The organism is Streptomyces sp. SCSIO ZS0520 (assembly GCF_025643355.1).
Classification (GTDB): Bacteria; Actinomycetota; Actinomycetes; order Streptomycetales; family Streptomycetaceae; genus Streptomyces; species Streptomyces physcomitrii.
On the sequence record NZ_CP092644.1, the window covers coordinates 1,632,905 to 1,646,439 of the forward strand.

Here is a 13,535-nt window from a genome sequence, read left to right on the forward strand (position 1 = left end):
ACCGTACCGCCTAGCGCCGCGGTCGTGCGGGGGACGATGTCGTGTTCACTCAGGGCTGCAAACATCAAGTCCCCCCGTATTCTTCCGTATCCTGTGTCCGCTCGTTCCGCGCCGGTTGGCCCAGAAGGTGTGCCCGGAGCATCGTGAGCACGCTCCGTGCACTCTCCCTACGGATTTCCGCCCGGTCGCCGTTCAACCGCAGTGCGGCCACTTTCTCCTCACCGGACGGACCCGCGAAGGCCACGAAGACGGTGCCCACGGGCTGCCCGTCCTGCGGCTCCGGGCCCGCGACACCGGTGGTGGCAAGGCCCCAGTCCGCGCCGAGTACCGCGCGGACGCCCCGCGCCATCTCCCCCGCGACCTGCGCGTCCACCGCGCCACGGGCGGCAAGCAGGGCCCCGTCGACGCCGAGGATCCGCTGCTTCAGCTCGGTGGCGTAGGCGGTGACCGAGCCGCGGAAGACAGCCGAGGCCCCGGCGACGGATGTGAGATCGCTCGCAACGAGCCCGCCGGTCAGCGATTCGGCTACGGCGAGCGTCTGCTGCCGCGCCTGCAACAGGCGCAGTACCTCGGCGGCGGGCGGCTGGGTCACTCCCGCTCCACCGGCTGGCGCGGGGCCACTTCCCCGCCCCCGGCCTCGTGGGCGGCGCCCGCCGCTCTGCCGAGCCCGGGCAGGGTGCCGTCCCCGCTGACCGGTTCGGTCTCCGGGGCGGCTCCGGCCGGGAGGAGCGGCTCGTCGTGCTTGCCGGGGGCGGCCAGCGCGCGGGCCTGTGCCGCCTTGCCGCGCCGGCGCAGCACCACGGCCTGCTGGATGTAGTCGAGTCCGGTGACGACGGTGAGGACGACGGCGAGGGCCATCACCCAGAACCGCAGGGTGGCCAGCGGGCCGGTCAGGGCCAGTACGTACATGCCGACGGCGGTGCCCTGGGCGAGCGTCTTCATCTTGCCGCCGCGGCTGGCGGGGATGACGCCGAATCTGATGACCCAGAACCGCAGCACGGTGATGCCCAGCTCCCGGGCGAGGATCACCGCGGTCACCCACCACGGCAGATCACCGAGGCCGGAGAGGCAGATCAGCGCGGCCCCCATGATCGCCTTGTCCGCGATCGGGTCGGCGATCTTGCCGAAGTCGGTCACCAGGTTGTACGTCCGCGCCAGGTGGCCGTCGAAGAGGTCGGTGATCATGGCGACGGCGAAGGCGGCCCAGGCCAGCGAGCGCCAGGCCGGGTCGTATCCGCCGCCGGTGAGCAGCAGCGCCACGAAGGCGGGCACGAGCAGCAGCCGGACCATGGTCAGGAGGTTGGCGACGTTCCAGAGGCTGGCCTGCCTGACGGCCGGGCCGCCCGGCTTCCCCCCGCGCACCGGCTTCGCCGCCGAGGCGCCGGAGCCACCCGCGGCGGACGCCGGAACTCCGGTCATCTGCCCGCCTCCTCGTGACACTCGTGGCTCACCCCGATCGGCTCGGCGACCAGGTCGACCCCTTCGGTGGCCACCACCTTCGCCTCGACGATACGGCCGATCCGAAGGCCCGCGCCGCCGCTCAGGCGTACCTGTCCGTCGGTCTCGGGGGCCTGGTGGGCCGCGCGGCCGTACACCTCGCCCTCCTCGTCCGCCCGGTGGCCGTCGCTCTCCACCAGTACCTCCACGGTCTCACCGATCCGCTCGTCGGCGCGCTGGGCGGTGAGTTCCTCGGCGAGACGGGAGACGCGGCTCAGGCGTTCGGTGACCACGTCCTCGGGCAGCTTCTGCTCGTATCCGGCCGCTTCGGTGCCCTCCTCGTCGGAGTAGCCGAAGACGCCGATCGCGTCCAGACGCGCGCCGGTGAGGAATCTTTCCAGCTCGGCGAGGTCGCCCTCGCTCTCGCCGGGGAAGCCGACGATGAAGTTGGAGCGCACCCCGGCCTGGGGCGCCTTGGCGCGGATGGTCTCCAGGAGCCCGAGGAAGCGGTCGGTGTCCCCGAAGCGCCGCATCGCGCGCAGCACGGCCGGGGCCGAGTGCTGGAAGGAGAGGTCGAAGTAGGGGACGACCTTCTCGGTGGAGGTGAGCACCTGGATGAGGTCCGGGCGCATCTCGGCGGGCTGGAGGTAGCTGACGCGGACGCGCTCGATGCCGTCGACGGCGGCGAGTTCGGGCAGCAGGGTGTCGAGGAGCCGGATGTCGCCGAGGTCCTTGCCGTACGAGGTGTTGTTCTCGGAGACCAGCATGATCTCCTTCACGCCCTGCTCGGCGAGCCAGCGGGTCTCGCCGAGGACGTCCGAGGGGCGGCGGGAGATGAAGGAGCCGCGGAAGGAGGGGATGGCGCAGAAGGAGCAGCGCCGGTCGCAGCCGGAGGCCAGCTTCACCGAGGCCACCGGGGAGTTCCCGAGGCGGCGGCGCAGCGGGGCGCGCGGGCCCGAGGCCGGGGCGAGGCCCTCGGGCAGGTCCGTGGGGCCGTGGCCCGGGAGCGCGACGTCCGCGCCCGCCTGCTGGCGCTCGGCGGGGCTGACGGGCAGCAGCTTGCGGCGGTCGCGGGGGGTGTGCGAGGCGTGGATGCCGCCGCCGAGGATGGTCCGCAGCCGGTCGGAGATGTCCGCGTAGTCGTCGAAGCCGAGGACTCCGTCGGCCTCGGGCAGTGCCTGGGCGAGTTCCTTGCCGTAGCGCTCGGCCATGCAGCCGACCGCGACCACGGCCTGGGTGCGGCCGTGCTCCTTGAGGTCGTTGGCTTCCAGGAGGGCGTCTACGGAGTCCTTCTTGGCGGCTTCGACGAAGCCGCAGGTGTTGACGACGGCGACGTCCGCGCTCTCGGCGTCCTCGACGAGCTGCCAGCCGTCCGCCTCCAAGCGGCCTGCGAGCTCCTCCGAGTCCACCTCGTTGCGGGCGCAGCCAAGCGTGACAAGGGCGACGGTGCGGCGATCGGGCATGGGGCAAGCCTACGCGGACATCCACGCCCGGCCGACAGCCCCTGCCACGATCACCGCCGCAAGATCATCGCGCCCCTGCCCCGGACTCATCCGGCTTCGGGGTCGCCCTTGGTGTACGAGAGCCGCTCGACCTGCCCGGGACGGAACTCGTCCTCGATCTGCTTGCCGTTCACCATGAGCTGTATGGCACCGGCGTCGCCGAGGATCAGGTCGATCTTCTGCTTGTCCTGGAAGGTCTTCTTCTGGCCCTTTTCGAGGAGCCCGTCGAAGAGGATGCGGCCGTTGTGGTCCTTGGCGGAGATCCAGCTGCGGCCCTCGGCCGCGTCCACCAGGACGGTGACCTTGTCGCGGGGAGCCGCCGCGATGGCGCTCTCCGAGGGGTCGGGCTTGGGTTCGGTGTCCTTGGAGTGGCCCGGCTTGGTGCCCGGCTTGCTGGTCTGCGGGGTGGAGCCTTCGGCCGCCTCGTGGTTCTTGGCGCCCTTGTCGTCGCCGTTCACCAGAGTGAAGCCGACGAAGCCGATCACCACGACGATCGCGGCGACCATGGCGGCGGTCCAGTTGGGACGGCGGGGCTCCGCACGGCGGATACGTTCCGCCTCGAACAGCGGGGTGGCCGGGGTAGGGGCGGGACGGCCGCCGTGCTCGGCGTCGTACCGCTCGGTGAGGGGGTCGGGGTCGAGGTGTGCGGCGCGGGCGAGCGTGCGGATGTGGCCGCGGGCGTACACATCGCCGCCGCAGCGGGAGAAGTCGTCCTGTTCGATGCCCTGGACGATCGGCGCGCGGACCCTGGTGGCCGCGCTGATTTCTTCGACGCTGAGACCGGCTTCGATGCGGGCCTGCCTGAGCGACTCACCGACCGACGGGCCGTCGGGTACCGACGGGATGTCCGACTGGCTGTCTTCTTCGGGGGAGTTGCCGATGGACACGGGGGCGCCTTTCGAGCGTGTAGCCACCTGCTGGAGGTTCAGTCTAGGGGGGGTGCGAAAGAGTGGGGCAACCGGGCGTCGGGACTTCTTACGCCATCTGAATGGCCGCTGTCTCCCATGGTGGGACACCATTCTGTCCCCTCCCTCAACTTGACGTACGCCGAAGGGAAACGGTTGCCCTCGCATCGCTTACGGAAAGGACTCGATCGGCGGTCCGAGCGCCGTCCGTCCGTGCGAGTGCACCGGATCCTCAGGGTTGAGCCTCCCCCCGGATCACGGAGAGCACACCGTCGAGATCGTCAGGCTTCACAAGAACGTCACGAGCCTTCGAACCTTCACTCGGTCCGACGATATTGCGCGATTCCATCAAGTCCATGAGGCGCCCGGCCTTGGCGAAGCCGACGCGCAGCTTGCGCTGGAGCATCGACGTCGAGCCGAACTGGGTGGAGACGACGAGTTCGGCCGCCTGGCACAGCAGGTCCAGGTCGTCGCCGATGTCCTCGTCGATCTCCTTCTTCTGCTTGGTGCCCACCGTGACGTCGTCCCGGAAGACGGGCGTCATCTGGTCCTTGCAGTGCTGGACGACCTGGGCGATCTCCTCCTCGGTGACGAAGGCGCCCTGCATCCGGGTGGGCTTGTTCGCGCCCATCGGCAGGAAGAGCCCGTCGCCCTTGCCGATGAGCTTCTCGGCGCCCGGCTGGTCGAGGATGACGCGGCTGTCGGCGAGCGAGGAGGTGGCGAAGGCGAGCCGGGAGGGCACGTTCGCCTTGATCAGTCCGGTGACCACGTCCACCGAGGGCCGCTGGGTGGCGAGCACCAGGTGGATGCCGGCCGCGCGCGCGAGCTGGGTGATCCGCACGATCGCGTCCTCCACGTCGCGCGGCGCCACCATCATCAGGTCGGCCAGCTCGTCGACGATGACCAGGAGGTACGGATAGGGCTGCAGCTCGCGCTCGCTGCCCTCGGGCGGCTTGACCTTGCCGCTGCGCACGGCCGCGTTGAAGTCGTCGATGTGCCGGTAGCCGTAGGCGGCGAGGTCGTCGTAGCGCAGGTCCATCTCGCGTACGACCCACTGGAGCGCCTCGGCAGCCCGCTTGGGGTTGGTGATGATCGGCGTGATCAGGTGCGGGATGCCCTCGTAGGCGGTGAGTTCGACGCGCTTGGGGTCGACGAGGACCATCCGGACGTCCTCGGGGGTGGCCCGCACCATGATCGAGGTGATCAGGCAGTTGATGCAGGAGGACTTGCCGGAGCCGGTGGCGCCGGCGACGAGGATGTGCGGCATCTTCGCCATATTGGCCATCACATAGCCGCCCTCGACGTCCTTGCCGAGTGCGACGAGCATCGGGTGGTCGTCCTCCGCCGCGTCCGCGAGGCGCAGCACGTCGCCGACGTTGACCATCTCGCGGTCGGTGTTGGGGATCTCGATGCCGACGGCGGACTTGCCCGGGATGGGGCTGATGATGCGGACGTCGGGGCTGGCGACGGCGTAGGCGATGTTCTTGGTGAGCGCGGTGATCCGCTCGACCTTCACCGCGGGGCCGAGCTCGACCTCGTAGCGGGTGACCGTCGGGCCGCGGGTGAAGCCGGTGACGGCCGCGTCGACCTTGAACTCGCTGAAGACATTGCTGAGCGAGGCCACTATGGCGTCGTTGGCGGCGCTGCGGGCCTTGCCGGGGCCGCCCCGGGTCAGCAGGTCGAGCGAGGGCAGCGCGTAGGTGATGTCGCCGGAGAGCTGCAACTGCTCGGCGCGCGACGGCAGTTCCCGGGGCTGCTCGGGCGCGGCCTTGGTCAGGTCCTGCACCGGCAGCGCGCCCTGCTTGCCCGCCACCGCGCCGGGCCTGCCCGCGGGCGGCGCCTCGTCGACGCGGGCGGGCGGCACGGAGGGCGAGGGCTCGGGGTCGCGTTCGACGGTGACGCCCTGGGTGAGTCCGGCGACCACCGGCGAGGGCGGCATGCCGTGCAGCACCGCCCCGTCCAGGGCGGCGGCCGCCGCGGCGGCGACGTCGACCGGGTCCATGGAGCCGTCCATGGCGGGCTGTACGGAGGGGCGGCGGGGCTTGCGCCGCTTGGCGAGCGCGTCCTGCTCGGCCTGCTCGGGGTCACCGGCCTGCTGCGGGGCGCGGCTGCCGCGGCGCGGGCGCCTGGCCTCCTCGCGCCAGCTCTCGTCGTAGGCGTCCTCGTCCTCGGGATCGGCGTCGTAGTCGTAGCCGGAGCCGTGCGGGCCGTTCTCGCCCTCGCGGCCCTCCAGGATGCCCAGCTTGACGCCGAGCACGCGCAGCCGCCGCGGGATCGCGTTGACGGGGGTGGCGGTGACGACGAGGACGCCGAAGACGGTGAGCAGGAGCAGCAGGGCCACCGCGAGCATCTCGCCGACCGTGAAGAGCAGGGGCGCGGCGGCTCCCCAGCCGATCAGGCCGCCCGCGTCCTGGATGGCCTGGGTGCCCTCGTCCCGCCGGGGCGAGCCGCAGGCGATGTGGACCTGGCCGAGGACGCCGACGACGAGCGCGGACAGGCCGATGACGATACGGCCGTTGGCCTCGGGACGCTCGGGGTGCCGCATCAGGCGGATCGCGACGATGACGAGGAGTATCGGCACCAGCAGGTCGAGCCGGCCGAAGGCGCCGGTGACCAGCATCTCGACGAGGTCGCCGACCGGGCCCTTGAGGTTGGACCAGGTGCCGGCGGCCACGATCAGCGCGAGGCCGAGCAGCAGCAGCGCGCTGCCGTCCTTGCGGTGGGCGGGGTCGAGGCCCCTGGCCCCCCGGCCCACACCGCGGAAGCCCGCGCCGACGGTGTGCGCCGCGCCGAGCCAGACGGCGCGCACCAGGCGGAGCACTCCGCTGGTCGGACTGGGCGCGGGCTTGGGCGGCGGCTTCTTGAGCGCCGCCTTCTTGGCCGGTGCCCGCTTCGCGGCAGCCTTCTTGGCGGCGGGTTTCGCCGCCGCCTTCTTGGCGGGTGCCTTCTTCGCGGGCGCCTTCTTGGCGGCACCCGCGGTACGGCCGGTGCCCGCCGTGCCCTGGGAACCCTTGCCGGACGTACGTGAGGCCATGGTGGTGAGGTTACCGGTGCCGGAGGCCTCGGACACGTGCGCCCGCTGGTTCACCCGTTCGTGTCGTACTCGGCGACACGCGGAACTGACGCTTCCTCAACGGGCCCCTCCCGCACCGGCAGTTCCGCCGCGCCGCCGAGTGGCCCCGCGGTCAGTTCTGCGAGGGCAGCGGCGGCGCGTCCGAGCCCGCTCCCGGCTCCAGGGCGTCAAGTGCCCTGCGCAGACCGGTGAGTTTGCGCTCCAGGTGCGCCGCGGTGGCGACGGCCGCGGTGTCCGCGGACTCCTCGTCGAGCTGCTTGGAGAGCGCCTCCGCCTGCTCCTCGACCGCGGCGAGCCGCGCGGAGAGCTCGGCGAGCAGCCCGGCGGGCTCCTTGGCGACCTCCGCCTTGCCGTCGCCCTCGATCTGGAGCCTCAGCAGCGCCGCCTGCTCCCGCAGTTGGCAGTTCTTCATGTACAGCTCGACGAAGACGGAGACCTTCGCCCGGAGCACCCACGGGTCGAAGGGCTTGGAGATGTAGTCCACCGCCCCGGCCGCGTACCCACGGAAGGTGTGGTGCGGGCCGTGGTTGATCGCGGTGAGGAAGATGATCGGGATGTCCCGGGTCCGCTCCCGGCGCTTGATGTGCGCCGCGGTCTCGAATCCGTCCATGCCCGGCATCTGGACGTCCAGCAGAATGACCGCGAAGTCGTCCGTGAGCAACGCCTTGAGCGCCTCCTCCCCGGAGGATGCCCGTACCAGCGTCTGATCCAGCGCCGAGAGGATCGCCTCCAGCGCCAGCAGATTCTCCGGCCGGTCATCGACCAGGAGGATCTTGGCCTTCTGCACCATGGCCCGCCCTCCTCGACCCGGCCTTGAGCCGGGCGCCGCCCCAGGCGGCGACTCCCTTGCGCCGCCCGCCCTTGTGCCGGTCATGGTAGCCGTACCCTGCCCGTCGCCACACCCTGTCACCGCGATGTCACTGTGCACATCCCGGAAACGGGGCAGGCGAAGGGAAAGTTCCCGCGCATGGGGTACGTCCCTCCGGCCTGTCCCTCTCACCCTAGGGCCTAGGTCACCCCGCGCGCTGCCCCGGGCACCATCTGGGGCCGCGGGGCCCTGCCTCCCGCGGGCACGCGGGCCCGCGGGGGGCTCACCTCTCGTGCATCCAGCGCTCCATCACCGACAGGAGGTGGTCGGGGTCGACGGGCTTGGTGACGTAGTCGGAGGCGCCCGACTCGATCGCCTTCTCCCGGTCGCCCTTCATCGCCTTCGCGGTCAGCGCCACGATCGGCAGCCCCGCGAACTGCGGCATCCTGCGGATCGCGGTGGTGGTCGCATAGCCGTCCATCTCCGGCATCATGATGTCCATCAGGACGACGGTGATGTCGTCGTGCTGCTCCAGGACCTCGATGCCCTCCCGGCCGTTCTCCGCGTACAGCACGGTCAGCCCGTGCTGCTCCAGGACGGAGGTCAGCGCGAAGACATTGCGGATGTCGTCGTCGACGATGAGGACCTTCTCGCTGGCGAAGTGCATCCCCCGCGCGCCGCCGGCCCGCGGCTGCGGCGCCTCCGCGGCGTCCTGCTGCTCCGGCGGCGGGCCCGGCGGCGCCTCCTCCTGGACCGGCGGCGCGGGCGGCAGGGCCAAGGGCTGCTCACTCTCCGTCAGAGCCGCCCTGCGGCGCTTGCGGAAGAGCGCGGCGGGGCCGTTCTGCGTCTCCTGGTACGACTTCACCTCGGCGGGGGTGGAGACCTCCGGGCGCTCCTCCGGTGAGCCGCCGTGCTCCGGCCCCTCGGCGCCCGGCGAGGGCTGCGGATAGCCCTGCGGGGGCAGCTCGCTCTGGTGCAGCGGCAGGTAGAGGGTGAAGGTGGAGCCGCGGCCCGCCTCGCTCGCCGCGTGGATCTCGCCGCCGAGCAGCCGCGCGATCTCCCGGCTGATGGACAGTCCGAGCCCGGTACCGCCGTACTTGCGGCTGGTGGTGCCGTCCGCCTGCTTGAAGGCCTCGAAGATCACCCGCATCTTGCTGGCCGCGATGCCGATACCGGTGTCGGTGACCGAGAAGGCGATCAGATCGGCGTCCGCGTCGACGAGCGAACCGGCCTCCAAAAGCTGCTCCCGGATCGCCACCGGCACATCGGCGCTCGCGGTGCGGATGACCAGCTCCACCGCGCCGGAGTCGGTGAACTTCACCGCGTTGGAGAGCAGGTTGCGCAGCACCTGGAGCAGGCGCTGCTCGTCGGTGTGCAGGGTGGCGGGCAGCTCCGGGGAGACCCGTACGGAGAAGTCGAGGCCCTTCTCCGCGGTCAGCGGCCGGAAGGTGGCCTCCACGTAGTCCACGAGCTGGACGAGGGCGATCCGGGTCGGGGAGACGTCCATCTTGCCGGCCTCGACCTTGGACAGGTCGAGGATGTCGTTGATCAGCTGGAGCAGGTCGGAGCCCGCGCCGTGGATCGTCTCGGCGAACTCGACCTGCTTGGGGGTGAGGTTGCTGTCAGCGTTGTCGGCGAGCAGCTTGGCCAGGATGAGCAGCGAGTTGAGCGGGGTGCGCAGCTCGTGCGACATGTTGGCGAGGAACTCGGACTTGTAGCGCATCGAGACCGCGAGCTGTTCGGCGCGCTCCTCCAGGACCTGCCGGGCCTCTTCGATCTCGGTGTTCTTCACCTCGATGTCGCGGTTCTGCTGGGCGAGCAGCTCCGCCTTCTCCTCCAGCTCCGCGTTGGAGTCCTGGAGCGCCTTCTGCCGGTTCTCCAGCTCGGCCGAGCGCTCCTGGAGCTGCTCGGTGAGCTCCTGGGACTGCTTGAGCAGCACCTCGGTCTTGGTGTTGACGGAGATGGTGTTGACGCTGGTCGCGATCATCTCCGCGATCTGGCTCAGGAAGTCCTTCTGGATCTGCGTGAACGGCTGGAAGGAGGCCAGCTCGATCACGCCGAGCACGGTCCCCTCGAAGAGCACCGGCAGCACGATGACATGCGCGGGCGGCGCCTCCCCGAGCCCGGAGGCGATCTTCAGATAGCCCGGCGGCACGTTCTCCACCAGGATCGTGCGCCGCTCCAGGGCGGCCGTGCCGATCAGCGTCTCGCCGGGGCGGAAGCTGGTCGGCATGGAGCCCATGGAGTAGCCGTAGCTGCCGAGCATCCGCAGTTCGTACGCGTTCTCCTGGACGGCGCCCGGATCGTCGTCGGTGGGCATCGCCACGAAGAAGGCGCCGTGCTGGGCGGAGACCACCGGGGTCAGCTCGCTCATGATCAGCGAGGCGACGTCGTCGAGGTCGCGGCGGCCCTGCATGAGGCCGGAGATGCGGGCCAGGTTGCCCTTGAGCCAGTCCTGCTCCTTGTTGGCCAGGGTGGTGTCGCGCAGGTTCGCGATCATGGTGTTGATGTTGTCCTGGAGGACCTGGATCTCACCGGCGGCGTCCACGTCGATCTTGAGGTTCAGATCGCCGCGGGTCACCGCGGTGGCCACCGCGGCGATGGCGCGCACCTGCCGGGTGAGGTTCCCGGCCATCTCGTTCACCGACTCGGTCAGGTCGCGCCAGGTGCCGTCGATGTCGCGCACCCGGGCGAGGCCGCCGAGCTGGCCCTCCGTACCCACCTCGCGGGCCACCCTCGTGACCTCCTCGGCGAAGCTGGAGAGCTGGTCGACCATGGTGTTGATGGTGGTCTTGAGCTCCAGGATCTCGCCCCGGGCGTCGATGTCGATCTTCTTCGTCAGGTCGCCCTTGGCGATGGCGGTGGTGACCATGGCGATGTTGCGGACCTGGCCGGTGAGGTTCGCGGCCATGCCGTTCACCGACTCGGTGAGGTCCTTCCAGGTGCCGGAGACCCCGGGCACCCGGGCCTGGCCGCCGAGGATGCCGTCGGTGCCCACCTCGCGGGCCACCCGAGTCACCTGGTCGGCGAAGGAACTCAGCGTCTTCACCATGGTGTTGACGGTGTCGGCGAGCTGGGCCACCTCGCCGCTGGCCTCGACTGTGACCTTCTTGGTGAGGTCGCCGTTGGCCACCGCCGTGGCGACCTGGGAGATGTTGCGGACCTGGCCGGTGAGGTTGTTGGCCATCAGGTTGACGTTGTCGCTCAGGTCCTTCCAGATGCCGGTGACCCCGGGCACCCGGGCCTGGCCGCCGAGGTTGCCCTCGGTGCCCACCTCGCGGGCCACCCGGGTCACCTGCTCCGCGAAGTTGGAGAGCTGGTCGACCATGGTGTTGACGGTGGTGACGAGTTCGAGGATCTCGCCCTTCGCGTCCACGGTGATCTTCTTCGAGAGGTCGCCCCTGGCCACCGCGGTGGTGACCTCGGCGATGTTGCGCACCTGGATGGTCAGGTTGTTGGCCATGAAGTTCACGGACTGCGTGAGGTCCTTCCAGGTACCGCTCACGCCCTGCACCTCGGCCTGACCGCCGAGCTGGCCCTCCGTACCCACCTCGCGGGCCACCCTGGTGACCTGCTCGGCGAAGTTCGAGAGCTGGTCCACCATCGTGTTGAGGGTGTTCTTCAGCTCCAGGATCTCGCCGCGCGCGTCCACGTCGATCTTCTGCGAGAGGTCACCGCGGGCCACCGCCGTGGCCACCTGCGCGATGTTGCGGACCTGCGCGGTGAGGTTGCCGGCCATGCCGTTCACCGAGTCGGTCAGGTCCCGCCAGACACCGGCGACGCCGGGCACCTGCGCCTGACCGCCGAGGCGGCCCTCGGTACCCACCTCGCGGGCCACCCGGGTCACCTGGTCGGCGAAGGCGGACAGCTGGTCGACCATCGTGTTGATGGTGTTCTTCAGCTCCAGGATCTCGCCCCGGGCGTCCACGTCGATCTTCTGCGAGAGGTCGCCGCTGGCGACGGCCGTCGTCACCTGGGCGATCTGGCGGACCTGGGAGGTGAGGTTCTGGCCCATGAAGTTGACGGAGTCGGTCAGCTCCTTCCACGTACCGCTGACCCCGTCCACCCGGGCCTGGCCGCCGAGGCGGCCCTCGGTGCCCACGTCCCTGGCCATCCGCGTGACCTGGTCGGCGAAGCTGGAGAGCTGGTCCACCATCGTGTTCACGGTGTTCTTCAGCTGGAGCATCTCGCCGGAGACGTCGACCGTGACCTTCTGCGAGAGGTCGCCGTTGGCCACCGCCGTGGTCACCTGGGCGATGTTGCGGACCTGCCCGGTGAGGTTGCGGAAGGCGGTGTTCACCGAGTCGGTGAGGTCCTTCCAGGTACCCGCAGCGCCCGGCACCTCGGCCTGACCGCCGAGGATGCCCTCGACGCCGACCTCGCGGGCGACCCGGGTGACCTCGGCGCCGAAGGAGGACAGCTGGCCGACCATGGTGTTGACGGTGTTCTTCAGCTCCAGCATCTCGCCGGAGACGTCGACCGTGACCTCCTGCGAGAGGTCGCCGCTGGCCACCGCCGTCGTCACCTGGGCGATGTCGCGGACCTGGGTGGTCAGGTTCCGGAAGACCGTGTTGACCGAGTCGGTGAGGTCCTTCCAGGTGCCCGCGGCGCCCGGCACATTGGCCTGGCCGCCGAGCCGCCCCTCGGCGCCGACCTCGTTGGCGACCCGGGTGACCTCGTCCGCGAAGGTGCGCAGCGTCTCGGTCATCTGGTTGATGGTCTCGGCGAGCTGCGCGACCTCGCCGCGCGCGCTGACGGTCACCTTCTGCGAGAGGTCGCCGTTGGCGACGGCCGTGGTGACCTGGGCGATCCCGCGGACCTGGGCGGTGAGGTTGCCCGCCATCAGGTTCACCGAGTCGGTGAGGTCCTTCCAGACACCGGCGACCTCGGACACCTGGGCCTGACCGCCCAACTCGCCCTCGGTGCCCACCTCCCGGGCCACCCGGGTCACCTCGGAGGAGAAGGAGGAGAGCTGGTCCACCATCGTGTTGACGGTGTTCTTCAGTTCGAGCATCTCGCCCGCGACGTGCACGGTGACCTTGCGGGAGAGGTCGCCCTTGGCCACCGCCGTCGTGACCAGGGCGATGTCGCGGACCTGCGCGGTGAGGCGGTACGCCATGGTGTTGACGGAGTCGGTGAGGTCCTTCCAGGACCCCGACATCCCGCGCACCCGGGCCTGCCCGCCGAGCTTGCCCTCGGTGCCGACCTCGCTGGCCACCCGGGTCACCTCGTCGGTGAAGGTGGACAGCTGGTCGACGAGGTTGTTGACGGTCCGCCCGACCTTCAGGAACTCGCCGCGCAGCGGATGCCCCGCCCCCTCGTCGGACTCCGCCCGCAGCTCCATCCGCTGCTCCAGGTCGCCCTCGGCGACCGCGGACAGCACCCGGCCGACCTCGGAGACCGGGCGTACGAGGTCGTCGACCAGCGCGTTGGAGGCGTCGATGGCGACCGCCCAGGAGCCCTCGCTCGCCCCCTTCTCCAGGCGCTCGGTGAGTTTTCCCTCACGCCCGACCATGCGGCGCACCCGCGTCAGCTCGCCGGTGAGGTGCATATTGCGCTCGGCCACCTCGTTGAAGACGGCGGCGATCTCGGCCATTTCTCCGTCGCCGGAGACAGTGAGGCGCTTGCGGAAGTTCCCGTCGCGCATCGCCACCAGGGCGGCGAGCAGTCTTTTCATGGCTGCCGCGTCGACAGCCGTTGTCCCGTTGCGCGACTTTCGCGGCTTACCCGGGTTTTGTCCGCCTTGTGCGCGCGTGCCGGTGCTACGCGTCGCTGCGCCAGACTCCACCGTGTCCCTCCCGCAGGGGTTG

Annotated in this window: 7 protein-coding genes; all 7 read right to left on the reverse strand. The window is 70.5% G+C overall.

Translation table 11 applies throughout. The annotated features are described in order from the left end of the window. Positions 1 to 64: 64 nt before the first annotated feature. The 7 genes from MID12_RS05475 to MID12_RS05505 all read right to left on the reverse strand — a co-directional run bounded on the left by MID12_RS05475 (position 65) and on the right by MID12_RS05505 (position 13,513). Positions 65 to 592, reverse strand: coding sequence for a CinA family protein (locus MID12_RS05475; protein WP_263165190.1), 528 nt, complete (start codon positions 590 to 592; stop codon positions 65 to 67). Further along, a complete protein-coding gene (pgsA, locus tag MID12_RS05480) occupies positions 589 to 1,419 on the reverse strand; it encodes a CDP-diacylglycerol--glycerol-3-phosphate 3-phosphatidyltransferase (protein WP_263165191.1) in 831 nt (276 codons plus the stop codon). Before pgsA ends, MID12_RS05475 begins: the two co-directional genes overlap by 4 nt. Beyond that, on the reverse strand, positions 1,416 to 2,900 hold the full coding sequence (gene rimO, locus MID12_RS05485) for a 30S ribosomal protein S12 methylthiotransferase RimO (protein WP_263165193.1): 1,485 nt from the start codon (positions 2,898 to 2,900) through the stop codon (positions 1,416 to 1,418). The genes pgsA and rimO overlap by 4 nt, the downstream gene beginning before the upstream one ends. 86 nt (positions 2,901 to 2,986) lie before the next feature. Next, positions 2,987 to 3,826 (reverse strand): helix-turn-helix domain-containing protein, encoded by an 840-nt coding sequence (locus tag MID12_RS05490; RefSeq protein WP_411576907.1) that lies wholly within the window; start codon positions 3,824 to 3,826, stop codon positions 2,987 to 2,989. A gap of 250 nt (positions 3,827 to 4,076) precedes the next feature. Further along, positions 4,077 to 6,878, reverse strand: coding sequence for a DNA translocase FtsK (locus tag MID12_RS05495; RefSeq protein WP_263165195.1), 2,802 nt, complete (start codon positions 6,876 to 6,878; stop codon positions 4,077 to 4,079). A 151-nt stretch (positions 6,879 to 7,029) separates the two neighbouring features. Beyond that, positions 7,030 to 7,707, reverse strand: coding sequence for a two-component system response regulator (locus MID12_RS05500; RefSeq protein ID WP_040247583.1), 678 nt, complete (start codon positions 7,705 to 7,707; stop codon positions 7,030 to 7,032). Between the two features lie 301 nt (positions 7,708 to 8,008). After that, positions 8,009 to 13,513, reverse strand: coding sequence for a HAMP domain-containing protein (locus MID12_RS05505; RefSeq protein WP_263165197.1), 5,505 nt, complete (start codon positions 13,511 to 13,513; stop codon positions 8,009 to 8,011). Positions 13,514 to 13,535 lie beyond the last annotated feature (22 nt).